This is a genomic window from Kutzneria sp. 744, from assembly GCF_000568255.1.
In the GTDB taxonomy this organism is placed as follows: Bacteria; Actinomycetota; Actinomycetes; order Mycobacteriales; family Pseudonocardiaceae; genus Kutzneria.
The window spans coordinates 3,133,078-3,156,213 of sequence record NZ_KK037166.1; the positions used below are offsets into that span (position 1 = coordinate 3,133,078).

Consider the following 23,136-nt stretch of genomic DNA (forward strand, 5'->3'; position numbering starts at 1 on the left):
CCTCGCCGTCAGCATCGGCGTCCCCACCCCGGCTTCCCCGCCGACGTCGTCGACGCCACGACTGTCACCTTGGCCCGCATCGCCGTGGCCCGGCGCGGGGCCCTCCCCGTGCTGCGGGCCCTCTCCCGCCACGAACGCGCCGACGCCGTGGCCAGCGCTTTCTGACCGGGAAGATCTTTTGGGTAGGGCGTGTCGATCCCGGCGCGGCCCGTTCGACGCAGTGATGACAGCAGGTCGGAACCACCCCAAGGAGCACCCAGTGCGCACCCTGATCACCACCGCGTTCGTGTCCCTCGACGGCGTTGTCGAGGCCCCGGGCGGCGAGCCGGGCTACCGGAACTCGGGCTGGACGTTCCAGGGCATCGAGTTCGACCCGGCGGCGTACGAGCTGAAGGGGCGGGAGCAGGAGGAGGCGTCGGCGATGCTGCTGGGCCGGGTCAGCTACCAGGCGTTCTCGCCGGTGTGGCCGGGGATGACGGACGACTTCGCCAAGTACAACGCGATGCCCAAGCACGTGGTGTCGACGACGCTGAAGGAGCAGGACCTGGTCGACAACTGGGGCGAGACCAGCATCCTGAGGTCGCTGGACGAGGTGGCGGCGCTGAAGGAGACCGAGGGCGGCCCGGTGATCGTGCACGGCAGCGCGACGCTCAACCGGGCGCTGGCCGACGCGGGCCTGATCGACCGGTACCACCTGCTGGTCTTCCCGGTCCTGCTCGGCGCGGGCAAGCGGCTGTTCAGCGCGGCCGACAAGGACAAGCAGGCCCTCAAGGTCATCGAGAGCGAGTCGTACGGCAACGGCATCCAGAAGCTGGTCTACGACGTCGTCCGCTAAGTCACATGCGCTCCTCACTTGCCATCAGGTGACAAGTGAGGAGCGCATGTGACGTCGAGCGAGGGCTCAGAGCGGCAGGGTCATCACCGGCATCGGGGACTTCAGCGGCGTGCCGACGGCCTTGAGCAGGCCGGCGGCCTTGTCGACGCTGTAGCTGCTGACCGTGGCCGAGTCCTGGTTGGAGGAGAACAGGAACGAGCCGGTCGGGTCGAGCCCGATGTGCCGGGGGTTCTTGCCGACGGGGGTGTTGGCCAGCAGCTTCAACGACGCCCCGCCGTCGCCGACGGCGAACACCGCCACGTTGTCGGCGCCGCGGTTGGACAGGTACACGAACCGGCCGTCGGCGGAGATGATGATCTCGCCGGGGTAGTTGCGCACGCCGGAGGGCGGCGGCGCGGTCAGGGTCGTCTGAGGCTTGCCCGGGGTCAGCAGACCCGAGGAAGCGTCATACGTGGCGACGATGACCGAGTTGCCGAGCTCGTTGGCGATGTAGGCGAACCGGCCGTTGGGGTGGAAGACCAGGTGCCGAGGCCCCTGGCCGGCCGGCACCTTGGCCTGGTGCACCAGCTTGAGCTTGCCGGCGCTGGACACCGTGTAGGCGTACACCGTGTCGGTGCCGAGGTCGACGGAATGCACGTAGGCGCCGGTGCAGTCGGGCAGCACCTGGTGCGCGTGCGGCCCCTCCTGCCGGTCGGGGTCGGGCCCGGAACCCTTGTGCTGCGCGACATCGGTGGCCGCACCGAGGCTGCCGTCGGCCTTGACGGGCAGCACGACCACGCTGCCGGAGTCGTAGTTGGCGGCCAGCACGTGCTTGCCGTCCGGGGTGACGCACAGGTGCGTGGGGCCGTCGCCCTTGCTGGACTGGCTGTTGAGCACCTTGAGCGCGCCGTTCGACACGGACAGGGCGGTGACCTTGCCACCGGCCTGCTCGTCGACGGCGTAGAGGAAGCGCTGCGACGGGGCGAGCGCGAGGAAGGACGGGTTGGACACGGAGACCACGGACTTGGCGGTGAGCGCGCCGCTGGCGGCGTCCCACGTGCCGACACCGATGCCCTTGCCGGCGCCGCTGCCGTCCGTGTACGTGCCGATGAACAGCGGCCGGGTGGTGGCCTGTGGGCCGAACACCGGGCCGGCCTCGGCCACGCCACCGCTCATCAGAACCGCTCCTCCGACCCCGGCCCCGAGCACCCCCAGGAACCGCCGACGATCCAAACCAGGCACCACACGCCCCTTTCGGCCGAACAACGGCGGCGTGCCGCCACTGTGGCCTAGACCATCGCGTCAGGCAAGGCGTGCAATCAAGGTTGCATATTGCGCAACGCCATCTGCATGCAACGAATCGCCGCCAGAATCTCGAACAGCGCAACAAACAGGTGTCATACGCAACGTCGGCCGGATGAAATCACCGCCAGCGGCCATCTAGCCTTGGGACATGACCGCCACCATCGACACCCCCGCCACGGCCGCCGGTTACGTCGACCTCGACGAGCGGTGGAGCACGCACAACTACCACCCGCTGCCGGTCGTCATCGCCGAGGGCGACGGCGCCTGGGTGACCGATGTCGACGGCAACCGGTACCTGGACTTCCTGTCCGGCTACTCGGCGCTGAACTTCGGGCACCGCCACCCGGCCCTGGTCGCCGCCGCCGTCGAGCAGCTGGGCCGGGTCACGCTGACCAGCCGCGCCTTCCACCACGACCAGTTCGGCCTGTTCTGCCGCGAGCTGGCCGAGCTCACCGGCACCGACCTGGTGCTGCCCATGAACTCCGGCGCCGAGGCCGTCGAGTCGGCGATCAAGGTGGCCCGCAAGTGGGCCTACCAGGTCAAGGGCCTGCCGGCCGGCACCGCGCAGATCGTCGTGGCCGGCTCCAACTTCCACGGCCGCACCACCACGATCGTGTCGTTCTCCACCGACGACACGGCCCGAGCCGACTTCGGCCCGTTCACGCCGGGCTTCACCGTCGTCAAGTACGGCGACCTGGGCGCGATGGCCGACGCGATCACCGAGCACACCGCGGCCGTGCTGATCGAGCCGATCCAGGGCGAGGCCGGCGTGGTCGTGCCGCCGACCGGCTACCTCGCGGGCATCCGCAAGCTGTGCGACGACAACAACGTGCTGATGATCGCCGACGAGATCCAGTCCGGCCTGGCCCGCACCGGCGAGCTGCTGGCCCTGGACCACGACGGTGTCCGCGCCGACCTGTACACGCTGGGCAAGGCCCTCGGCGGCGGCATCATGCCGGTGTCGGCGGTGGTCGGCCGGCGTGAGGTGCTCGGTGTGCTCAAGCCCGGTGAGCACGGCTCGACCTTCGGCGGCAACCCGCTGGCCTGCGCGGTCGGCCGCGCCGTGGTCAAGCTGCTGGCCACCGGCGAGTTCCAGCAGCGCTCCCGTGAGCTCGGCGCGTACCTGCACGGGCGGCTGGGCGAGCTGATCGGCCACGGCGTCGCCGAGGTCCGCGGCCGCGGCTTGTGGGCCGGCGTCGAGATCGCCCCCGGCGGCCCGGCCGGCCGCGCGGCGTCCGAGGCGCTGGCCAAGCGAGGTGTGCTGTGCAAGGAGACCCACGACACCACGCTGCGCGTCGCGCCGCCGCTGGTGATCACCCGCGAGGAGATCGACCGTGGAGTTCAGGCGATTGCCAACGTTATAGGTAGGTAAAATGCCGTACCGCATGTGACCCACGTCATGAGACGTTGATCGTATGGACACCGCGTCAATCGCGCGGCTGGGCATCGACGACCTGGCCGCGTGTCTCGATCTCGCCGCCGACCGGCGGTGGCCGCGCTCCCGGCGGAAGTGGTCGTTCCTGCTGACCGTCGGCGAGGGCTTCGGCCTGCGCGAACAGCAGCGGGACCTGGCCGGCTCGGTGATACTGAGCCGGTTCGGCCCGCGCCTGGCCTGGATCGGCATGGTGCTGGTGGCCAGCCGGTGCAGCGGCCGCGGGCTGGGCGGCATGCTCATGCGGCACGCCATGGACAACGCCGGGGCCGACACCATCGCCCTTCACTCCACCGCCGAGGGCATGCCCCTGTACGAGAAACTCGGCTTCCGTCCGACCGGCCCCGTGCACACCCTCCGCGGCCGCTTCGCCGAGCACCACCACGGCCCCAACCGCACCCGCCCCTTCACCTACGCCGACCTCGACGCCGTGCTGGCCCTCGACGCCGCCGTCACCGGCGCCGACCGTCGCGACCTGCTGGCCGACTACCTCCGCTTCGCCGGCCACATGCGGGTGTTGGAGACCGACGGCGTGATCACCGGCTACGCCGGCTCCTGGCGTGACGGCGACATCGTCGTGATCGGCCCCGTGCTGGCCGCCGACCTGTCCGACGCCACCGACCTCATCGCCGCCGTCGCGTCCACTGTGGACGGAGACGTCCGCCTCGACACCGAGCACCCCGCCCTGGCCGCCTGGGCAGCCGCCCACGGCATCGCGCCCTGGTTCGAGTGCACCTGCATGATCCACGGCGAGGATCTGCCGGGCGACCGGTCGCGGCTGTTCACCCCGGTCATGCAGGCCCTGGGCTAGCGGAAGCCGCCCGAGGCGTGCACCACCTCGCCGGTGATCCAGCACGCGTCGTCAGAGGCGAGAAACACCGCCACCGGCGCGATGTCCTCCGGCCGCCCGACCCGCCCGAGCGGGATCCGCGCCGCCAGCCCCGGAGCGTCCAGCGCGCCCAGCCCGCGTGCCCCTTCGGTGTCCGTCGCGCCGGGGGCGATCGCGTTGACCCGGATGCCCCGCGCCCCGAACTCCTTGGCCGCTATGCGGGTCAGCGTGGTCAGCGCCGCCTTCGTCGACGTGTAGAGCGCACCACCGGGGCTGTTGGTGGAGACGCCGGCCGTGGTGACGTTGATGATGCCGCCCCCGGTTTCCGGCGCCTGCTTGAGGAATTCCTGAATGGCCAGCAGCGGCCCGAGCACATTGGTGTCGTACTGGCGGCGGAACTCCCGTTCGGTGACGTCCTCGATGGGCTGGAAGGAAAAGGCAGCGGCATTGTTCACGAGCACGTCCACCGGTCCGGCCTCGGCGAACAGCCGGCGCACGTCGGCCGCCTTCGACACATCGGCCCGGATCGCGACGGCCTCACCGCCGAGCGCCTCGACGACGTTGTCGGCCGCGAGCTGGTCGCGGCCGTAGTTGACGACGACCCGGGCGCCGGCGGCCGCCATGGCGGTGGCGATGCCACGCCCGATTCCCTTGCTGCCACCGGTGATCAGCACGGTCCGGCCGTGCAGCGAGATCATGGTGCCGACCGTAGGAACCGCGCTTTCCGTTGGGAAGTACGCACTTCCGGGTAAGCTCCGACCATGAGAGCTGATTGTCCGGGGCGTCCGGTTCTGGACACGGTCACGAGCCGTTGGGGCGTGCCGATCCTGACCGCGCTGGCGGAACGACCGCATCGGTTCGCGGAGCTGCGTGACCGAATGACGGGCGTCAGCGAGAAGATGCTGGCCCAGACGCTGCGCGGGCTGGCCGGCAACGGGTTCGTGCTCCGCACTGAGGCGCCGACGGTGCCACCGCAGGTGACCTACAGCCTGACGCAGCTCGGCCGTGACCTCATGCCGCGGCTGGCCGAGCTGGTGACCTGGATCGGCCACCACGCCGTGGACAAAGACGCTGATCACGCGCGGTGAGGGCGGTTGCTCCGTCGCGGTCGTCTTCGAGTTAAACCTTGTGTCGGACGAAGTCCTTTGATTGGGTTTCACCTGCCCTGAACCGGTAACACCGCAAAACCGCCGCCGTTCATCAGCGTGAACAAAGGACCATCGCCTGATGCGAACCCGCCTTCTGTTGAGCCTCGCTGTCGCGGCCGCCGCGGCAGTGCTGCCGGTGACGAACGCAGCAACCGCGGCTCCCGCCGCCGCGACCGCCCCACCCGCCAACCCGACCACCGTGCACGAGTGGCTGACCACGCCCGGCGTGGAAACGCCGACGGACGGGTCGCTTCCGCTCAACGGCACCGTCACCAAGACGCCCGTGACCGTGCACGTGGACCCGAACGTGAGATACCAGTCGGTTTCCGGCTTCGGGGCGGCGATAACGGACTCCTCGGCCAACGTCCTGTACGGCCTGACGCCGGAGAACCGGACGGAGGTGATGCGCAACCTGTTCGATCCCAGGACGGGCGCGGGCATCAACTTCCTGCGCCAGCCCATCGGCGCCTCGGACTTCGCCGTCGGCCAGGACTACAGCTACGACGACCTGCCGGCCGGCCAGACCGACTACCAGATGCGGCACTTCACCATCGCCCACGACGAGACGCAGATCCTGCCGCTGCTGCGGCAGGCCCTGAAGCTCAACCCGCGCATCCAGATCGTGGCCAGCCCGTGGAGCATGCCGGGCTGGATGAAGACCTCCGGCTCGATGATCGACGGCAAGCTGATCGACGACCCGAAGATCTACCGGGCCTACGCGCTGTACCTCGTCAAGTTCATCCAGGCCTACCAGCGGGCCGGCGTGCCGGTGGACTACCTCACCGTGCAGAACGAGCCGCAGGCGTTGGAGCGCAAGAACTATCCCGGCACCGACCTGCCCTGGGAGCAGGAGGCCAAGGTCATCGAGGCGCTCGGGCCGGCGATCCACGCCGCCGGGCTGCACACCAGGATCCTGGCCTTCGACCACAACTGGTCCGAGCACCCCGGCGACATCTCCTCGCACCAGCGCGCGAGCGAGGACCCGGAGCCGAACTACCCGTACGACCTGCTGGCCACCGACGCCTACCGTTGGGTCGCCGGCACCGCCTACCACTGCTACTTCGGCGACCCGACCGCGCAGACCGGGCTCAGGGCCTCCTTCCCCGGCAAGGACATCTTCATGACCGAGTGCGAGGGCGGCGACTCCTCCACGATCATCGGCGTGATGCAGAACTGGGGCCGCAGCTCCATCGACTGGAACATCGCGCTGGACGAGAACCACGGCCCGCACCTCGGCGGTTGCGGCTCCTGCAACGGCACGATCACCGTCAACTCGGCGACCAAGGCCGTGACCTACAACGACCAGTACCGCGACATCGAGCACTTCTCGAAGTTCGTTCCCAACGGCGCCACCCACATCGCCAGCACCGTCGACACCAACTCCAGCAAGGGCGCGCCGCTGACCACGGTCGCCTTCACCAACCCGGACCACTCGACGTCGTTGGTGGCCCTCAACACCGGCACCACGACGCAGACCTTCACCGTCGTCTACGGCACCCACTCCTTCGACGCCACCCTCCCCGCCGGCGCCACCGTCACCTACCAGTGGGGCGCGATCCACTGAGTTGATGTCAGGAAGGGCCCCTTACTGACGTTGAACGTCAGTAAGGGGCCCTTCCTGACGTTCAACGCCAGGATCGGTCCCTTGATCTTGCTAGCGCTCGGTGACCTGGGGCGGGGAGGGGATCTTGTAGCCGGTGCCGCCGAAGTTGTGCTGCAGCGAGGAGTTCCAGGCGCCGGTGCTGATCATCTTGCTGATCGCGTCGTCGATCTTGGAGACCGACGCGGTGTCGCCCTTGCGCACGCCGATGCCGTAGCGCTCCTGGGTGAAGGTCTTGCCCACCACCTGGAGCAGCTCGGGGTTCTGAGAGGCGTAACCGGCCAGGATGAGGTCGTCGGTGGTCACGGCGTCGACGATGCGGGCCAGCAGTGCGGTGATGCACTCGGAGAAGTGCGCGTACTCGACCAACTTGGTCTGCTGCGCGAACTTGTCCTTCACCTCCTGCGCGGAGGTGGTGCCGGCGACCGAGCACAGGCGCTTGCCGTTGAGCGACTCGGGCCCGGTGATGGAGGTGTCGCCCAGCCGCACCAACAGGTCCTGCCCGGCCACGAAGTACGGGCCGGCGAAGGAGATCACCTTTTTACGCTTGTCGGTGATGGAGTAGGTCTCCACCACCATGTCGGCGGATCCGTTCTCCAGCACGGTCTCCCGGTCGGCGCTGACGGTGGAGCGCCAGGTGATGCCGGACGGGTCGACGCCGAGCTCCTTGGCCACGAACTGGGCCACGTCGATGTCGAAGCCGCTGTAGTCCCCGTTGAGGCCCTTGAGGCTGCTGCCCGGCTGGTCCTCGGCGATCGCGATGGTCAGGTGCCCGCCGGAGGCCTTGCCGATCACGGTGTCGCTGCTGCCGCCGCTGCCGCAGGCCGCCGCCACGAGCGCGGCGGCCAGCACGACAGACACACGACGAGCGGCCGCGACCCACACCTTGGAGCTCATGCGTCCACCAAACAGTCGTCGGTCGTCAGGGATCAGGCGAACTTAGGGGTTCGCACGGTAGACCGTCCAGACCAACGACGTGAACAATTCTGTCCTGACCGATTCTTGTGAACGAAAGTCACCTCGTGCGGACCACGCGGCCCTCGTCCCACACCGGTTCCGGTACTTCGTGAACTATCCCGTTGGAGCCGAACAGCAGGAAGCGGTCGAAGGACCGGGAGAACCAGCGGTCGTGGGTCACGGCCACGACCGTGCCGGTGAACTCCTCCAGCGCGTCCTGCAACGCCTCGGCCGAGGTGAGGTCGAGGTTGTCGGTGGGCTCGTCCAACAACAGCAAGGTCGCGCCGGACAGTTCGAGCAACAGGATCTGGAACCGCGCCTGCTGCCCGCCCGACAACGTCTCGAAGCGCTGGTCACCGCTGGCGGCCAGGCCGTAACGGCTCAGCACGGACATCGCGGCGCCGCGGTCGAGGCCCTTGCGGCCGTCTTCCCCGTGCCACAACACATCCACGAGCGTGCGGCCGATCCACTCCGGATGCTCATGTGTCTGCGCGAACAGTCCCGGCACGACCCGCGCGCCCAACCGGCACGAACCGGTGTGCGCGACCTCCCCGCCGCCGAGCAGCCGCAGGAAGTGGCTCTTGCCGGAACCGTTGGAGCCCAACACCGCCACCCGGTCGCCGAAGAACACCTCGACGTCGAACGGCTTCATCAGGCCGGTCAGCTCCAGCTGCTCGCACGTGATCGCGCGGACGCCGGTGCGGGAACCGCGCAGTCGCGGCTTGACCTCGTGCTCCTGCGGCAGCTCCGGCGGCCGCGGGCTCTCCTCGTACTTGCGCAGGCGGGTCTGCATCGCGCGGTACCTCGAAGCCATGTCCGGGCTGCTCGCCGCCTGGCGCTGCAACTCCTTCACGAGCTCGATCAGCCGCACATGCTCCTCGTCCCAGCGCTTGTGCAGTTCGGCGACGCGGGCCCAACGCGCGGCGCGGGCCTCGTTTCCAGGTGGCGAATCCGCCGCCGTGCACCCAGGTCGTGCGGGCCTCCAGCGCGATGATGTGCGTGGCCGCGTTGGCCAGCAGCTCACGGTCGTGGCTGACCAGCAGCACGGCCTTGTTCGTCTCGCGGAGCCGCTCCTCCAGCCAGCGCTTTCCCGGCACGTCAAGGTAGTTGTCCGGCTCGTCGAGCATCAGGACCTGATCGTTGCCGCGCAGCAGGGCTTCCAGCACGAGCCGCTTCTGCTCGCCGCCGGACATCGTTCGCACGCCCCGAAAACGGGCCCGGTCGTACGGGATGCCCAGCGCGGCAACGGTGACGACGTCCCACAGCACCTCGAGGTCGTAGCCGCCGAGCTCGCCCCACGCGGCCAGCGCGTCGGCGTAGCGCATCTGCGTCGGCTCGTCGTCGACCTCCATCAACAGGAGTTCGACCTCGTCCAGTTCCTTCGCGGCGGCCCGCAACGCGGGCACGGCGACGGCGAGCAACAGGTCGCGGACCGTCGACTCGTCACGCACCGAGCCGATGAACTGCGGCATCACGCCGAGGCCGCCCTGCACGACGACACCGCCGTCGGCCGGCGTCAGCTCGCCGGACAGGATGCGCAGCAGCGTCGTCTTGCCGGCGCCGTTCTCACCGACGATCGCGGCCACGTGCCCCTGCGACACCCGGAAGGTGACGTCGCTGAACAGCTGCCGGCCGTCGGAGAGCTGATAAGCGAGCCCGCCGGCCTCTAGGAACCCCATAAGGGCCCATGGTGACCTAACGGGCTCTGCCCACCAAATCCGTTATTTGCTCGGGTCGAGGACCAGCTTGCCCACGGTCTTGCGCGAGCGGATGTCGATGTGCGCCTGCGCGGCGTCGCTCAGCGCGTAGTCGCCGCCGAGCAGCGGCTTGAGCTTGGCGGTGGCCACCAGCCCGAACAGCTCGTTCATCGCGTCCTTCATCATGCCGGGACGGCGGAAGCAGTCCTGCAACCAGAAGCCGATCACCGACTTGGAGTACGCCATCAGCTTGTTCGGGGCCACGGGCGAGCCCGTGGTGCGGGAGGCGGCGCCGTAGGCGACGAGGCGGCCGAAGGAGTCCAGCGCGCTCAGCGAGGCGTCGAAAACGCCGCCGCCGGTCATCTCCAGCACGATGTCGACGCGCTTGCCGCCGTTGGCCTCGATCAGGCGCTCGGTCAGGGTGTCGGTCGGCTCGGCGTCGATGGCCACGTCCGCGCCGAGGTCCACGGCCAGGCCCCTTTTGCCGTCCGAAGAGGCAGTGCCGATGACGCGGCCCGCGCCCCACAGCTTGGCCAGCTGCACGGCGAGCGTGCCGACGCCGCCGGCCGCGGAGACCACCACGACCGACTCGCCGACCTGCATGTGCGAGGAGGTGCGCAGTAGGTGCCAGGCGGTGGTGCCCTGCACGATCAGGGCGAGGGCGGCCGCGTCGGAGACGCCGTCGGGCACCTCGAAGGCCAGGCTCTCGTGGGTGAGGGCGTACTCGGCGTAGCCGCCGCCGGCGCTCAGGGCCACGACTCGGCGGCCGTCCTCGGTGCGGCCGACGATCTCGCCGCCGGGGATGAAGGGCAGCGACTGCTGCGAGAGGTAGGAGTTCTCGGCCTGATGGGTGTCGGCGTAGTTGATGCCGGCCCGATCCACCTTGACCAGCAGCTGGCCGGCCGCCGGCACCGGCCTGGGCAGCTCCACCACCTTGAGCACCTCGGGCCCACCGAACTCGCTGACCTGCACCGCACGCACCGTGTGACTCCTTCGTCGCCGTTCCGTACGCCGTACGGTACAGTGTACGGCATGGAGACGACAGCCCGGACGAGGGTGCCCCGCAACACACTGAGCGCGGAGCTCATCGTCGCCTCCGCGCTGAACCTGCTCGACCAGGTCGGCGTCGAGGCGTTCAGCCTGCGGGCGCTGGCCAAGAACCTGGGTGTCGCGCCGATGACGCTGTACACCTACTTCCGTGGCAAGGACGAGCTCCTCGACGCCGTGCGCGACCACGCGCTGGGCGCCGCCGCGCTGACCACCGCGTACGGCGGCTGGCAGCACCAGATCCGCACCATCTGCCGGCGGCTGCGCGGCCAGATCCTGGAGCACCCGTGCCTGACCGGGCTGCTCCAGCAGCGCCCGCTGGCCGGGCACGAGTCCGCCGAGTCGGCCGAGTCGCTGCTCAAGGCCCTGGTCGAGGGCGGGTTCAACGCCGAGAACGCGGCCCGCGCCTACACCACCCTGCTGGGCTTCGTCGTCGGCGTGACCACGCTGGAAGTGCGTCTGCTGGAGGAGAACCGGGATCCGGAGCGGCGCGAGAAGGTGCGGCAGATAATGACCGGCCTGCCGCCCGAGCGGTATCCCACGCTGGTCGAGCACGCCGGCGCGCTGCGCCAGACCGTCGGCGGGGACACCCAGTTCGAGTTCGGACTGGACCTGGTGATCGCCGGCATGGAGCAGCGTTTGATACTTGCCGGGTGAACAAGGTCGAGCTACCCGAGGGCGCGGTGCTGCCGCCGCGGCATCCCGACGCGCCCGCGCCCGGCGAGGAACTGCCGGTGCACTACTCGCAGTGCTTCGCCTGCGGCGACATCGAAAGCGGCCTGCACATGCGGGCCCGGGCCGGCGAAGGGCTGACCGTCGACGGCCGTTTCCACGTCACCGAGCACCACCAGGGCGCCCCGGGCCTGGCCCACGGCGGCCTGCTGGCGTGCGCGTTCGACGAGGTGCTCGGCATGCTGGGCATGCTCACCCACATCCCGGCCGTCACCGGACGGCTGGAGACCGACTTCCGGCGGCCGGTGCCGGTGGGCTCCGTGCTGCACATCCGGGCCCAGGTCGACGGCATGCTCGGCCGCAAGATCTACACCAGCGCCGTCGGGCGGCTCAACGCCGCGGACGGGCCGGTGGCGCTGACCGCGCAGGGCCTGTTCATCGAGGTCGCCCTGGAGCACTTCAGCAAGCACGGCCGCGGGTTGGAAGGCCGGGACTTCGAGGTCAACCCGTGACGTGCGCTTCGCGGGACAGCGCGATCAGCCTCGACACCGCCCGCAGGTACTTCTTGCGGTAGCCGCCGCGCAGCATCTCGTCGGTGAACAGCTCCGACAGCGGCAGGCCCGACACCGCGACCGGGACCGCGCGGTCGTACAGGCGGTCGGCGAAGGCCACCAGGCGTAGCGCCACGTCCTGGTCCGGTGCGGCGTGCACGTTGCGCAGGTGCACGGCCGTCACGTCGGTGACCAGCCGTCCATAGCGGGACGGGTGGAGCTTGGCGAGGTGCGCGCACAGCTCGTCGAAGTCGTCGAGCGTGGCGCCCGGGGTGTTTTCGGCGTTGCGGACCAGCTGCTCGTCGGTCATCGGGTCCGGCGCGTCCGGCAGGCCGCGGTGCCGGTAGTCGGGGCCGTCCACCCGCACGACGTCGAACCGCTGGGACAGGCTGCGGATCTCGCGCAGGAAGTCGTCCGCCGCGAACCGGCCCTCCCCCAGCTTCTCCGGCAGCGTGTTCGACGTCGCCGCCACGAACGTGCCCGCCGCGGTGAGCTCCTGGAGCAGCCGTGTGACCAGCGTCGTGTCGCCCGGGTCGTCCAGCTCGAACTCGTCGATCGCCAGCAGGCGGTGCTCGGACAGGCGCTTCACCGCCTCCATGAAACTCAGCGCGCCCACCAGGTGCGTGAGCTCGACGAAGGTGCCGTAGGCCTTCGGGCCCGGGACCTCGTGCCACACCGACGCCAGCAGGTGCGTCTTGCCGACGCCGAAGCCGCCGTCCAGGTACAGGCCTTTCTTGCCCTCGTCCTTGGCGCCGAACAGGTTCCGCACCCAGGACTTCGACCGGGTGTCGCCGGCGACCCTGGCCGCGAAGGCCCGGCCCTGGCGGACCGCTTCCGCCTGGCTGGGCTCGTCCGCGTTCGGGATGTAGCTGTCGAAGCTGACATCGCCGAAGCGGGGCGGCGGGACCATGGCCGCGACGATCTCGTCCCCGCTGATCGTGGGACTCCGGTCGATCAGGCGCGGGGTGGTCATGTGCGAATCGTAGTGTCGTGCTGGGATGAGACCGTGCGCATGCTCCTGCCCCACGCCCGTGACATCGACGACACCGAGCTAGAGCGGCTCTACGACTACCCCGCCGAGCTGTCCCGGCCGTGGGTGCAGGTCAACTTCGTCTCCAGCCCCGACGGCGCCGTCACGGTCGGCGGCAAGTCGCACGGCCTGTCCGGGCCGGCCGACAAGAAGGTCTTCATGCTCGGGCGGACCCTGGCCGACGTCGTCCTCGTCGGGGCCGGCACCGCCGCCATCGAGGGCTACGGCGGCGTCAAGTCCGGCGAGGTGCGCTCCGCCGTCCGCGCCCGCCTCGGGCTGCGCCCCGTTCCGCCCATCGCCGTCGTCACCCGGCGGGCCACCATCGCCCCCGACTCGCCGTTGGTCACCGACACCGTGGTTCCTTCCATCGTCCTCACCTGCGCCTCGGCGCCCGAGGATCGGTTGACGGCTCTCTCCGACGCCGGCGCCGACGTCGTCATCACCGGCGACGCCGACGTCGACCTCTCGGTGGCCATGGCCGAACTCGACAAGCGGGGCCTCCGCCGCGTCAGCTGCGAGGGCGGTCCACACCTGTTCGGCGGTCTCATCGAGGCCGGCCTCGTCGACCAACTCTGCCTGTCCATCTCCCCTTTGCTGGCCGGTGGCGACGCCAGCCGCATCGCCTTCGGTCCTCCCCCCGTGGCGCCTCGGGAGTTGGAGCTGGCTTCGGTGTTGACCGACGAGAACTTCCTCATGCTCCGCTACCGCGCCCGTCACGCCTGACTCTCGGTCGGGATCACGGATCCACCGGCGCGGGCGACAATTTCCTGCAGGGCCGACACATGCCGGTCGAACGCGGTGCGGCCGTCGGCCGTGAGCCGGGCCGAGGTGCGCGGCCGCTTGCCGACGAAGGCCTTGCGGATCTCGACGTAGCCGGCGTCGGCCAGGGTGGTGAGCTGTTTGGACAGCGCGGAGTCGGACAGGCCCACGCTGTCGCGCAGGACCGTGAAGTCGGCCCACGTCGTCGCGGCGAGAAAGGCGACCAGCGACAACCGGGTCGGCGCGTGAATGAGCTCGTCGAACCGCGGCGTGGTCACCGGCGGCCCCGCCGCAGCAGCATGTTCGCTTCCAGCCGCACCAGCATCGGGCCGGCGATCGCGAACACCAGCCCGGCGGCCACCGCGGCGCTCGTGGCCGGGTAGGGCGCTCCCGCCGCGCGCAGGCTCAACCCGACCGCCACCGCCACACCGAGCACCACCGCGATGAAGCCCACCAACCCGATCAGGGTCCGGCGGGACGCCTCCGGCCCGCCCAGGCCACGGTACGGCGCCGCCGCGCGAGCCCTGCGGGACACCGGCACGTCGAGGGTGAGGCCACCCGCCACGAACACGCCGATCCCCACGCCGAGGGCAACGCCGCCGCCATGCTCGACCGCCGCCGCGAGCACCACCATCAGGCCCGCGTGCGCCCACCAGTACCAGGCTGGAAACACCTTGCGCCGCACCACCTGCTCCCGCCGCCGTCCGATCTCCTCCAGCGCCCTCGCAGCCTCCGCCGCCTCGATGTCCTCGTTCATCTTTCCCCCTTGAGAGTACTTTCCAACTAGGAAAGTACTCCGCAGCAGCCCCAGCCGACAAGCACGCGTTTCGCCACATGCGCTTCCCATATGGCGCCTGATGCCACGTGGGAAGCGCATGTGGCATCAGGCGGGGGCGTTCGGCTTACCGGGGGCGGAGGTTGGGCCGTTCGCGGGCTGACCTCGGAACCGGTTCGTGCCGATACGATTCGGCTCGACGAGCCCGGTCCGGTCGGCGGCGTGATCTAATGATCTTGTTGTCGGCTGAAGCAGTTCGGTCGGGGGTGAGCAGTTGCCGCGTCACGTCCAGGTGCGGGCCGGGTCAAGGGCCCGGACCGAAGCTTGCCTCGTGGACTGCCTCGTCGCGCTGGCCTGGCTGCTGCTGATCGGCGGCGTGGCCATCGGGCTGCGGGCGTTAGGCCTCGAACCCGGGTGGAGCGCCTCCAGCGAGCTGTCCGCCGACCTGGTCACCGTCGCCATCGGCCTGCTGCCCGTCGGCATCTACCTCGTGCTCACCGAAACCAGCCGCCGCCAGGGCAGCCTCGGCAAGCGCCGGGTGGGCCTGCGCGTGGTCCGCAACGACGGATCCCGGGCCACAGCCTGGCAGCTGGCCCTGCGCACCGCCATCAAGCTCAGCCCCTGGTTCCTCGCCCACCTTGGCCTCAGCCGCCTGTGGATGCACCTCGGCACCCAACAGACCGCCTGCTTCTGCCTCGGCTGCGTCTACGTCATCGTGCCCGTCAGCATCGGCCTGGCCCTCGTGCATCCCCAGCGCCGCGCCCTGCACGACTGGCTCACCGGCACCCGCGTGGTCGGCACCTAGGGCCGCTTCTCGTACGAGCGATCCAGCGACGGGGCGTGCTCGTGTTCGGGGGTCTGGCCATCGACGTACCGGTCTACTTGAGACCGACGGCGTCCATGCCGCGCAGCTCCTTCTTGAGGTCGGCGATCTCGTCACGGATGCGGCCGGCCAGCTCGAACTGGAGGTCGCGGGCGGCGGCCATCATCTGGTCGGTGAGCTGCTGCACGAGGTCGGCCAGCGCGGCCCGGGGCATGTTCTTGACGTCGCGGTCCACCAGCACGCCGGCGGAGGCGGCCCGGCCGCCGTCGGCGCCGGTGGCCCGTTTGCCGCGGGAGGCGTTGCGGCCGGAGCCGCCGACCTTGACGCCGTCGGTGTCCTCGGCCTCGGCGTAGACCTTGTCGAGGATGTCGGCGATCTTCTTGCGCAGCGGCTGCGGGTCGATGCCGTGCTCGGTGTTGTAGGCGATCTGCTTGTCCCGCCTACGGTTGGTCTCCTCGATGGCGTACTCCATCGAGGCGGTGATCCGGTCGGCGTACATGTGCACCTCGCCCGACACGTTGCGGGCGGCGCGGCCGATGGTCTGGATCAGCGAGGTGCCGGAGCGCAGGAAGCCCTCCTTGTCGGCGTCGAGGATCGCCACCAGCGACACCTCGGGCAGGTCGAGGCCCTCCCGCAGCAGGTTGATGCCGACCAGCACGTCGTAGTCGCCCAGCCGGAGCTGCCGCAGCAGCTCGACGCGGCGCAGGGTGTCCACCTCGGAGTGCAGGTACCGCACCCGGATGCCCAGTTCCAGCAGGTAGTCGGTGAGGTCCTCGGCCATCTTCTTGGTCAGGGTGGTGACCAGCACCCGCTCGTCCCGCTCGGCCCGGGCCCGGATCTCGTGCACCAGGTCGTCGATCTGGCCCTCGGTCGGCTTGATCACCACCTGCGGGTCGACCAGGCCGGTCGGGCGGATCACCTGCTCCACGAACTCGCCGCCGGCCTGGCCCATCTCGTACGGGCCGGGCGTCGCCGACAGGTACAGGGTCTGTCCGATCCGGTCCTGGAACTCCTCCCAGGTCAGCGGCCGGTTGTCCAGGGCGCTGGGCAGCCGGAAGCCGTGCTCGACCAGGTTGCGCTTGCGCGAGGCGTCGCCCTCGTACATGCCGCCGATCTGCGGCACGGTGTTGTGCGACTCGTCGATGACGAGCAGGAAGTCCTCGGGGAAGTAGTCGATCAGCGTGGCCGGCGCGGTGCCGGCGCCGCGGCCGTCGATGTGCCGGGAGTAGTTCTCGATGCCGGAGCAGAAGCCGACCTGGCGCATCATCTCGATGTCGTACGTGGTGCGCATGCGCAGCCGCTGCGCCTCCAGCAGCTTGCCCTGCTTCTCCATCCGGGCCAGCGACTCGGCCAGCTCGGCCTCGATGGCGGTGATCGCCCGCTCCATGCGCTCCGGCCCGGCCACGTAGTGCGTCGCCGGGAAGATGCGCAACTCGTCGACCTCGCGCACGATCTCGCCGGTCAGCGGGTGCAGGTAGTAGAGCCGGTCGATCTCGTCGCCGAAGAACTCGACCCGCACGGCCAGTTCCTCGTAGGCCGGGATGATCTCCACGGTGTCGCCCCGCACCCGGAACGTGCCGCGGGCGAAGGCGATGTCGTTGCGCGTGTACTGCACGTCCACCAGCGCGCGCAGGAACAGGTCGCGCTCCACCTCGCCGCCGACCTTCAGCTGCACCGAGCGGTCCAGGTAGGACTGGGGCGTGCCGAGGCCGTAGATGCACGACACCGAGGCGACCACGATGGTGTCCCGTCGGGTCAGCAGGCTCATCGTCGCGGAGTGGCGCAGCCGCTCCACGTCCTCGTTGATCGAGGAGTCCTTCTCGATGTAGGTGTCCGTCTGCGGGATGTAGGCCTCGGGCTGGTAGTAGTCGTAGTAGCTGACGAAGTACTCGACCGCGTTGTCGGGGAAGAACCCCTTCAGCTCGTTGGCCAGCTGCGCCGCCAGGGTCTTGTTCGGCGCCATCACCAGCGTCGGCCGCTGCAGCTTCTCCACCAGCCACGCCGTGGTGGCTGACTTGCCGGTGCCGGTGGCGCCCAGCAGCACCACGTCCGGCTCGCCGCGCGTCAGCCGCCGCTCCAGCTCCGCGATGGCCTGCGGCTGGTCGCCCGACGGCTGGTAGTCGGCGACCACCCGGAACCGGCCGTCCGCACGCGGGATGTCACTGACGGGTCGGAACTCCGAGGAAGCAAGCACAGGTGAATCAGCCACACCCACAGAGTAGGAGACCACCCTGACAGTTTCATGGCGCCGCCTCCGGCAGCGCGGCTCGGCCGCTCGAACCCGGTGCCTTCGCTTGCCGGATTTAGCCCGCCGCATCGGCCTGGGTGGCGGGGCGCGTCGGGTGGCGGCGGGCGAAATCCGCCAACCACTCCAGGCACCGGCGCGGCCTCGCGACGCTGACTGCCACCCCCATCCCTGCCCCAACGCGGCTTCTCAAGGCCGGTTCATCGCCTGTAATCCACATCACACTGCCTCAACCAAATGGCCGCACAAACATCCTCTCTACATCAGATCCACCATGGCGAGGCGATTAGATCCACCATTCCGCCGCGCCGCACAGTCGGGGAGAACACCATGCGTTCCACTATTGCTGTCGGAGTGGCCTGCATCGCCGGCGCCTTCGTGCTGAGCGCCTGCGGCGGCGCCCAGATCTCCGCCACCGTCACCCCCATCACCAGTGGAAACACCACCACCAGTGCCTCGGCGACGACCACGCCCGCGCAGCCGGCCAACGCGGCGTCGGACGGCGGAACGGGCACGCAGCAAACGAGCGACAACGGGGCGCAGCCGGTGGTGTCGAGCAATCCGTCGAACTGCAAGTCGAGTGAGCTGAAACTGTCGTTCGGGCACGACTCCGACCATGCGATGCAGAAGACGTACACCTCGATCCAGTTCACCAATACGGGCCAGCGCACCTGCACCCTCCAGGGCTTCCCGGGCGTCTCGTTCGTGACCGGCGACAACGGCCAACAGGTCGGACAGGCGGCCAACCGCAGCGGCAACCAGGGCCCGGCGATCACGCTGCGTCCCGGCTCCAGCACCAACGCCGGCCTGATCATCGTCAACGCGGACCCGTTCCCGGCCGACCAGTGCAAGCCGGTCGACGTGCGTGGCCTGCGGGTCTACCCGCCGAACGAGACCGCCGCGATGTTCCTGCCGAGCTCCGGCCGGGGCTGCGCCGGCTCGGTCGGCCCGCTGCTCACGGTGAGCAGCGTGGGCACTTCCATCACAAGCTGACCGAACGCAGGCGCCCGACAGCGGTCGGAATTTGACCCTGCCGGAGGATGGCAGTGACCGCCCCGCAGGTCAGACGATGTCGGCATGACCGTGCACGTGCCAACCCAGGTCCGCGGCGAGGCCCATGTCCATCCGCCGAAGGTCGAGCTGTTCGACCTGAAGGCGATGACCAACACGGATCCCAAGCGCCAGGTGCGGACGGTCGACGAGTACCGCCTCACCGAGCACGGCCTGTACATGTCGCGGGCCGTGGTGGGCCATCCCCAGCTCAGCCACTTCGAGTCGTGGCTGCTGCCCACGCACGGACTGCGCGTCACCAAGCAGAGCTGGCACGCGGGACACGAGCGGGACTACGACTTCTATGTCGACATCGTCCACGTGCAGCCCGACGAGCAGGTCTGGCGGACCGTGGACCTCTACCTGGACCTGCTGGTGCGCACCGGCCGTGAGGTCGAGGTGCTCGACACCGACGAGCTGATGACCGCGGTACGACTGGGCGTGCTCAGCGCCCACGACGCCCAGGTGGCCCTGGAAGGCACCTACCGGGCGGTGGCCGGAATCGCGGCCCATGGTTACGACATCCAGCGGTGGCTGGCCGCCGAGGGCGTCGAACTGGCCTGGGGCATTAGCCGATGACCGAAATCGGGGTCAAGAGCCGTTCGACTGACGGGAACGTCCGCAACCCATTCGGTATCCAAACGGCCACAATGCGTGATGTAACGAATCGACCCGGACGGTCACCGGGCGAACACCTAGGGCTACCCTCGGGTCGCGTGGGAACGGTCATCACTCCGCAGCTGGTCGACACCGTCGACACCTTCACCGGGGTCCGCAGCTACTCGTCCGGTGGCACGCGACACCTGACGACATGCGTGGTGGAACGGTGGGGGCTCCGGATGGAATGCCCGACACCGGAGGACCCGTTCTCCGAGTGCGAGGTCACCTGGCTGCTGCCCGATCTGGGCCTGCGCCTGACCCATCTGCGGTCCCGCTCCCGTCACGGCCGGCCGACGCCGAGCACGCTGACCGCGGTCCGGGTGCAGCGCGACACGCGGTCGTGGCGCACCACCGACCTGCTGCTGGGACTGGCCGTGCCCGGCGGCACCACCGCCCGCATCGTGCGCTCCGAGGAGTTCGCCGCCGCCGTCGCCGGCCGCGTGCTGCGCCCCGGCGACGCCGATCTGGCGCTGCGCACCGTGCACCGCACGCTCGAGGAGATCAGCCACTTCCGCCACGACCTCAACGCGTGGCTGAGCCACCTGGACATCTTCGACGTCTGGCCGCCCCTGTAAGGACTTCCTCGCCCGGTAGCGCGTCCCGGGCGACGTCGCAGTGGTCGTTCCCCGCCCGGCCACGCCTGCGGCTCCGTTAGGCGGGGACCAACGTCAGGGCGTCCAGCCCGCCTTCTCCGCCCAGGCCTCGGCCCGGGCGTCGGCCTGGTCGAACCAGGGGTTCTTGGCGTCGCCGTAGGACGGGATGTCGGCAAAACGCGGGGCAGCCTCACGTTTCACCGCCTCGTACTCGGCGCGGGCGTCGTCGTCGGCCCGCAGCCAGGCCGGGAACAGCAGGGCGTAGCGCCAGCCCGGCGAGCCGACGACCCGGATGTGCAGGTTGGCCCAGCGGCCCGGGTCCGCGCTGGCGTGGGTGCGCTTGCGCCAGTGCTCAGGGTCCGGGTCCGTCGCCTTGGGAGTGTCCCGGGTGAACTCCGGCAGCACCGGAAAACCGGCCCCGGTCAGGGTTTCCGCCAGGGCGTCGGCGTCGGCGAGGCTCGCGACCGTCAGTTGGAGATCGATCACGTCCTTGGCCGCCAGGCCGGGCACCGCCGTCGACCCGACGTGGTCGACCCGCAGGGCCTTGTCCCCCGCCGCCAGTGTCACGCGGGCGATCAGCCGCCGGGCCTGCCGGGCCCACTCCGGGTCCGGCTCGACGATCTTCGGGCCGCCCCGGCCCGGGTAGGTCCGCTTGCGGACGTTCTGCTCGAACGGCAGCAGCCGGTCGTGCCACAGCTCGTCGACCGCCGCCCGAATGTCGTTCTCGGCGCCGCTGTTGTCCAGCCACACGTCGGCTGCCTCGCGGCGCTGCCGCTCCGAGGCCTGTGCGGCGATTCGCGCCCGTACGTCCTTTTCGTCCATGCCGCGACTGGTGGTCAGCCGGTGCACGCGCAGTTCCACCTCGGCGTCGACCACCACGACCAGGTGAAAAGCCGGGGCCATGCCGTTCTCGACGAGCAGCGGGATGTCCTGCACCACGATGCCGTCAGCTGGGGCTTTGCCGGTCAGCTCGACGGCCCGGTCCCGCACCCTCGGGTGCACGATCGAGTTGAGCCGGGCCCGGTTCTCGTCGTTGCCGAACACCTTGGCCGCCAGCGCCGGCCGGTTCAGGCTCCCGTCCTCGGCCAGCACGTCGGCCCCGAAGGCCGCGACGATCTCCCTGAGGCCATCGGTGCCCGGCTCGACGACCTCGCGGGCGATCTTGTCGGAGTCGACGACCGTCGCGCCGAGCTCGGCCAGTCGCCGGGCGACGGTGGACTTGCCGGCGCCGATGCCTCCGGTCAACCCGATCTGCAGCATGAGCACCATCCAACCACCCGCCTGACGCAGGGAAGGACGCCTTACCCTCGCTCAACGCGGGTAAGGCGTCCTTCCCTGCATGAAGACCCTGTATGAAGAAGCCCCCGCTCCGGGGAGCGGGGGCTCTTCTGGCCTAGCTACCTACCGGACGCTCACGCGCCGCCGGACAGCTTCTCGCGGAGAGCGGCGAGCTGCTCGTCGCTGGCGAGGGAGCCGCCACCCTGAGCCGGAGCCTCGGTGCTGCCGGAGGAGTAGTTGGTCTCCCCCTGCGCCTCGGCGTCGGCCTCGGCGGCCTTCACGATCTGCTTCATGTGGGCCTCGTAGCGGGTGTGGGCCTCGGCGTACTGCCGCTCCCACTCCTCGCGCTGCTTGTCGAAGCCTTCCTGCCAGTCCTGGGTCTCCGGGTCGAAGCCCTCGGGGTAGATGTAGTTCCCCTCGGAGTCGTACTCGGCGGCCATGCCGTACTGGGTCGGGTCGAACTCGGTCTCCGTGGTGAAGCCCTCGTTCGCCTGCTTCAGCGACAGCGAGATCCGGCGACGGTCGAGGTCGATGTCGATGACCTTGACCATGACGTCGTCGTTGACCTGGACGACCTGCTCCGGGATCTCCACGTGGCGCTCGGCCAGCTCGGAGATGTGGACCAGGCCCTCGATGCCCTCGTCGACCCGCACGAACGCGCCGAACGGAACCAGCTTCGTGACCTTGCCGGGCACGATCTGGCCGATGGCGTGGGTGCGGGCGAACTGGCGCCACGGGTCTTCCTGAGTCGCCTTCAGCGACAGGGAGACGCGCTCGCGCTCCATGTCGACGTCCAGCACCTCGACGGTGACCTCCTGGCCGACCTCGACGACCTCGGAGGGGTGGTCGATGTGCTTCCAGGACAGCTCGGAGACGTGCACGAGGCCGTCCACGCCGCCAAGGTCGACGAAGGCGCCGAAGTTGACGATCGAGGAGACGACGCCCTTGCGGACCTGGCCCTTCTGCAGCTGGTTGAGGAACTCGCTGCGGACCTCGGACTGCGTCTGCTCCAGCCACGCACGGCGGGACAGGACCACGTTGTTGCGGTTCTTGTCCAGCTCGATGATCTTGGCTTCGAGCTCGCGCCCGACGTAGGGCAGCAGGTCGCGGACCCGGCGCATCTCGACCAGGGAGGCCGGCAGGAAGCCACGCAGGCCGATGTCGAGGATGAGACCACCCTTGACCACCTCGATGACCGTGCCCTTGACCGGCTCGTCCTTCTCCTTGAGGGCCTCGATGGTGCCCCAGGCGCGCTCGTACTGAGCCCGCTTCTTGGAGAGGATCAGGCGGCCTTCCTTGTCCTCCTTCTGAAGGACAAGCGCCTCGACCTCGTCGCCGACCTTGACGACCTCGTTGGGGTCGACGTCGTGCTTGATCGACAACTCGCGCGAGGGGATGACGCCCTCGGTCTTGTAGCCGATGTCGAGCAGGACCTCGTCCCGGTCGACCTTGACGATGGTGCCCTCAACGATGTCGCCGTCGTTGAAGTACTTGATCGTCAGGTCGATAGCGGCGAGGAAGTCCTCCTCCGTGCCGATATCGTTGACGGCGATCTGCTGCTTCGGGGGCGTCGAAGCCGGGACAATGGTGGTGTCGGTGGACATTAGGTGGGTTGCTCCGGTACGGATTGGGTTTAGGGGCCTGAAGTTGTCGTGCTGCGTGCGCCGCCAGAACTCCAGGCCATGGTCAAGAAGCTCTGAGTCCAAAGTTGTGGGCAGCACAGAACCTACTACGCGGCCCATATCGTACGCGCGCCCGTGACGGCCGGGCAAACCCGGTCCCCAGAAGGAGCAGTGTGAGCACGCAGGAACGCTACGCAGGAGCCGAGGACATGCTCGGCACGGCGGGCGCGGCCAAGCGCGAGGTCGGCG

At 69.5% G+C, this 23,136-nt stretch carries 22 protein-coding genes and 1 pseudogene; 12 read left to right on the forward strand and 11 right to left on the reverse strand.

All coding sequences use genetic code 11. The features are described from left to right. Window positions 1-259: 259 nt before the first annotated feature. Window positions 260-835 (forward strand): dihydrofolate reductase family protein, encoded by a 576-nt coding sequence (locus KUTG_RS13940; RefSeq protein WP_043717236.1) that lies wholly within the window; start codon window positions 260-262, stop codon window positions 833-835. 66 nt (window positions 836-901) lie between these two features. Here KUTG_RS13940 and KUTG_RS13945 read toward each other — a convergent pair whose 3' ends face one another. Further along, complete coding sequence (locus KUTG_RS13945) at window positions 902-1,990, reverse strand: lactonase family protein (protein WP_232240794.1); 1,089 nt, start codon at window positions 1,988-1,990, stop codon at window positions 902-904. Between the two features lie 277 nt (window positions 1,991-2,267). Between KUTG_RS13945 and rocD the strand changes: the two genes are divergently transcribed. Continuing rightward, the gene (gene rocD, locus KUTG_RS13950; RefSeq protein ID WP_043717238.1) at window positions 2,268-3,491 is read left to right on the forward strand and encodes an ornithine--oxo-acid transaminase; all 1,224 of its coding nucleotides are present in this window, start codon (window positions 2,268-2,270) and stop codon (window positions 3,489-3,491) included. Window positions 3,492-3,534: 43 nt separating this feature from the next. After that, the gene (locus KUTG_RS13955; protein WP_043717239.1) at window positions 3,535-4,362 is read left to right on the forward strand and encodes a GNAT family N-acetyltransferase; all 828 of its coding nucleotides are present in this window, start codon (window positions 3,535-3,537) and stop codon (window positions 4,360-4,362) included. Here KUTG_RS13955 and KUTG_RS13960 read toward each other — a convergent pair. Further along, window positions 4,359-5,078 (reverse strand): SDR family NAD(P)-dependent oxidoreductase, encoded by a 720-nt coding sequence (locus tag KUTG_RS13960; RefSeq protein WP_043717240.1) that lies wholly within the window; start codon window positions 5,076-5,078, stop codon window positions 4,359-4,361. The genes KUTG_RS13955 and KUTG_RS13960 overlap by 4 nt on opposite strands. Before the next feature lie 63 nt (window positions 5,079-5,141). Between KUTG_RS13960 and KUTG_RS13965 the strand changes: the two genes are divergently transcribed. Then, the gene (locus tag KUTG_RS13965; RefSeq protein ID WP_052394460.1) at window positions 5,142-5,468 is read left to right on the forward strand and encodes a winged helix-turn-helix transcriptional regulator; all 327 of its coding nucleotides are present in this window, start codon (window positions 5,142-5,144) and stop codon (window positions 5,466-5,468) included. Window positions 5,469-5,607: 139 nt separating this feature from the next. After that, window positions 5,608-7,092: a glycoside hydrolase family 30 protein gene (locus KUTG_RS13970; protein ID WP_043717241.1), complete on the forward strand. Its 1,485-nt coding sequence runs from the start codon at window positions 5,608-5,610 to the stop codon at window positions 7,090-7,092. A gap of 90 nt (window positions 7,093-7,182) precedes the next feature. Here KUTG_RS13970 and KUTG_RS13975 read toward each other — a convergent pair whose 3' ends face one another. The 3 genes and pseudogenes from KUTG_RS13975 to KUTG_RS13985 all read right to left on the reverse strand — a co-directional run bounded on the left by KUTG_RS13975 (window position 7,183) and on the right by KUTG_RS13985 (window position 10,763). Then, complete coding sequence (locus KUTG_RS13975; protein ID WP_052394462.1) at window positions 7,183-8,025, reverse strand: glutamate ABC transporter substrate-binding protein; 843 nt, start codon at window positions 8,023-8,025, stop codon at window positions 7,183-7,185. 118 nt (window positions 8,026-8,143) lie between these two features. Then, window positions 8,144-9,764: pseudogene (locus KUTG_RS13980) on the reverse strand (ABC-F family ATP-binding cassette domain-containing protein). Between the two features lie 42 nt (window positions 9,765-9,806). Then, a complete protein-coding gene (locus KUTG_RS13985; RefSeq protein ID WP_043717243.1) occupies window positions 9,807-10,763 on the reverse strand; it encodes a quinone oxidoreductase family protein in 957 nt (318 codons plus the stop codon). Window positions 10,764-10,814: 51 nt separating this feature from the next. Here KUTG_RS13985 and KUTG_RS13990 point away from each other — a divergent pair, with 51 nt between their 5' ends. Then, window positions 10,815-11,486, forward strand: a complete 672-nt coding sequence (locus KUTG_RS13990; protein ID WP_043729291.1) for a TetR/AcrR family transcriptional regulator — start codon at window positions 10,815-10,817, stop codon at window positions 11,484-11,486. Next, a complete protein-coding gene (locus KUTG_RS13995) occupies window positions 11,483-12,013 on the forward strand; it encodes a PaaI family thioesterase (RefSeq protein WP_043717244.1) in 531 nt (176 codons plus the stop codon). Before KUTG_RS13990 ends, KUTG_RS13995 begins: the two co-directional genes overlap by 4 nt. On the opposite strand, the gene zapE is transcribed toward KUTG_RS13995, so the two are convergent. Next, on the reverse strand, window positions 12,003-13,025 hold the full coding sequence (gene zapE / locus KUTG_RS14000; RefSeq protein ID WP_043717245.1) for a cell division protein ZapE: 1,023 nt from the start codon (window positions 13,023-13,025) through the stop codon (window positions 12,003-12,005). The two genes, KUTG_RS13995 and zapE, sit on opposite strands and share 11 nt — an antisense overlap. A 39-nt stretch (window positions 13,026-13,064) precedes the next feature. Between zapE and KUTG_RS14005 the strand changes: the two genes are divergently transcribed. Continuing rightward, entirely contained in the window at window positions 13,065-13,805 is a 741-nt protein-coding gene (locus tag KUTG_RS14005) for a pyrimidine reductase family protein (protein WP_043729293.1), read from the forward strand. On the opposite strand, the gene KUTG_RS63510 is transcribed toward KUTG_RS14005, so the two are convergent. Both KUTG_RS63510 and KUTG_RS63515 read right to left on the reverse strand, forming a co-directional pair. After that, on the reverse strand, window positions 13,796-14,119 hold the full coding sequence (locus tag KUTG_RS63510) for a winged helix-turn-helix domain-containing protein (RefSeq protein WP_043717246.1): 324 nt from the start codon (window positions 14,117-14,119) through the stop codon (window positions 13,796-13,798). The two genes, KUTG_RS14005 and KUTG_RS63510, sit on opposite strands and share 10 nt — an antisense overlap. Further along, window positions 14,116-14,598: a hypothetical protein gene (locus tag KUTG_RS63515; RefSeq protein ID WP_043717248.1), complete on the reverse strand. Its 483-nt coding sequence runs from the start codon at window positions 14,596-14,598 to the stop codon at window positions 14,116-14,118. Before KUTG_RS63515 ends, KUTG_RS63510 begins: the two co-directional genes overlap by 4 nt. A gap of 310 nt (window positions 14,599-14,908) precedes the next feature. On the opposite strand from KUTG_RS63515, the gene KUTG_RS14020 reads away from it, so the two are divergent. Next, window positions 14,909-15,421, forward strand: coding sequence for an RDD family protein (locus KUTG_RS14020; protein ID WP_255361023.1), 513 nt, complete (start codon window positions 14,909-14,911; stop codon window positions 15,419-15,421). A gap of 73 nt (window positions 15,422-15,494) precedes the next feature. On the opposite strand, the gene uvrB is transcribed toward KUTG_RS14020, so the two are convergent. Then, window positions 15,495-17,648, reverse strand: coding sequence for an excinuclease ABC subunit UvrB (gene uvrB / locus KUTG_RS14025; protein WP_304413667.1), 2,154 nt, complete (start codon window positions 17,646-17,648; stop codon window positions 15,495-15,497). Window positions 17,649-18,014: 366 nt separating this feature from the next. On the opposite strand from uvrB, the gene KUTG_RS14030 reads away from it, so the two are divergent. The 3 genes from KUTG_RS14030 to KUTG_RS14040 all read left to right on the forward strand — a co-directional run bounded on the left by KUTG_RS14030 (window position 18,015) and on the right by KUTG_RS14040 (window position 19,969). Further along, complete coding sequence (locus KUTG_RS14030; RefSeq protein WP_043717252.1) at window positions 18,015-18,677, forward strand: DUF4232 domain-containing protein; 663 nt, start codon at window positions 18,015-18,017, stop codon at window positions 18,675-18,677. A gap of 84 nt (window positions 18,678-18,761) precedes the next feature. Beyond that, window positions 18,762-19,313, forward strand: a complete 552-nt coding sequence (locus KUTG_RS14035; RefSeq protein ID WP_052394465.1) for a ribonuclease FAU-1 family protein — start codon at window positions 18,762-18,764, stop codon at window positions 19,311-19,313. A 137-nt stretch (window positions 19,314-19,450) separates the two neighbouring features. Further along, a complete protein-coding gene (locus KUTG_RS14040; protein ID WP_043717253.1) occupies window positions 19,451-19,969 on the forward strand; it encodes a ribonuclease FAU-1 family protein in 519 nt (172 codons plus the stop codon). Between the two features lie 93 nt (window positions 19,970-20,062). On the opposite strand, the gene coaE is transcribed toward KUTG_RS14040, so the two are convergent. Together coaE and rpsA are read right to left on the reverse strand one after the other, a co-directional pair. Next, window positions 20,063-21,247: a dephospho-CoA kinase gene (gene coaE, locus KUTG_RS14045; protein ID WP_043729296.1), complete on the reverse strand. Its 1,185-nt coding sequence runs from the start codon at window positions 21,245-21,247 to the stop codon at window positions 20,063-20,065. Between the two features lie 152 nt (window positions 21,248-21,399). Next, window positions 21,400-22,869 carry a 30S ribosomal protein S1 gene (rpsA, locus tag KUTG_RS14050; protein ID WP_043717255.1) on the reverse strand — a complete coding sequence of 490 codons (1,470 nt, stop codon included), beginning with the start codon at window positions 22,867-22,869 and terminating at the stop codon, window positions 21,400-21,402. Window positions 22,870-23,136 lie beyond the last annotated feature (267 nt).

What these genes read in the sequence shown, in the direction of transcription:
- zapE (WP_043717245.1), bottom strand. Translation starts at nt 13,025, where the DNA reads ATGACCACCCCGCGCCTGATCGACCGGAGTCCCACGATCAGCGGGGAC.
- KUTG_RS13990 (WP_043729291.1), top strand. Translation starts at nt 10,815, where the DNA reads ATGGAGACGACAGCCCGGACGAGGGTGCCCCGCAACACACTGAGCGCG.
- KUTG_RS13960 (WP_043717240.1), bottom strand. Translation starts at nt 5,078, where the DNA reads ATGATCTCGCTGCACGGCCGGACCGTGCTGATCACCGGTGGCAGCAAG.
- KUTG_RS13955 (WP_043717239.1), top strand. Translation starts at nt 3,535, where the DNA reads ATGGACACCGCGTCAATCGCGCGGCTGGGCATCGACGACCTGGCCGCG.
- KUTG_RS63515 (WP_043717248.1), bottom strand. Translation starts at nt 14,598, where the DNA reads ATGAACGAGGACATCGAGGCGGCGGAGGCTGCGAGGGCGCTGGAGGAG.
- KUTG_RS13965 (WP_052394460.1), top strand. Translation starts at nt 5,142, where the DNA reads ATGAGAGCTGATTGTCCGGGGCGTCCGGTTCTGGACACGGTCACGAGC.
- KUTG_RS14035 (WP_052394465.1), top strand. Translation starts at nt 18,762, where the DNA reads ATGACCGTGCACGTGCCAACCCAGGTCCGCGGCGAGGCCCATGTCCAT.
- rocD (WP_043717238.1), top strand. Translation starts at nt 2,268, where the DNA reads ATGACCGCCACCATCGACACCCCCGCCACGGCCGCCGGTTACGTCGAC.
- KUTG_RS14030 (WP_043717252.1), top strand. Translation starts at nt 18,015, where the DNA reads ATGCGTTCCACTATTGCTGTCGGAGTGGCCTGCATCGCCGGCGCCTTC.
- KUTG_RS13975 (WP_052394462.1), bottom strand. Translation starts at nt 8,025, where the DNA reads ATGAGCTCCAAGGTGTGGGTCGCGGCCGCTCGTCGTGTGTCTGTCGTG.
- KUTG_RS13970 (WP_043717241.1), top strand. Translation starts at nt 5,608, where the DNA reads ATGCGAACCCGCCTTCTGTTGAGCCTCGCTGTCGCGGCCGCCGCGGCA.
- KUTG_RS14005 (WP_043729293.1), top strand. Translation starts at nt 13,065, where the DNA reads ATGCTCCTGCCCCACGCCCGTGACATCGACGACACCGAGCTAGAGCGG.
- rpsA (WP_043717255.1), bottom strand. Translation starts at nt 22,869, where the DNA reads ATGTCCACCGACACCACCATTGTCCCGGCTTCGACGCCCCCGAAGCAG.
- KUTG_RS13945 (WP_232240794.1), bottom strand. Translation starts at nt 1,990, where the DNA reads ATGAGCGGTGGCGTGGCCGAGGCCGGCCCGGTGTTCGGCCCACAGGCC.
- coaE (WP_043729296.1), bottom strand. Translation starts at nt 21,247, where the DNA reads ATGCTGCAGATCGGGTTGACCGGAGGCATCGGCGCCGGCAAGTCCACC.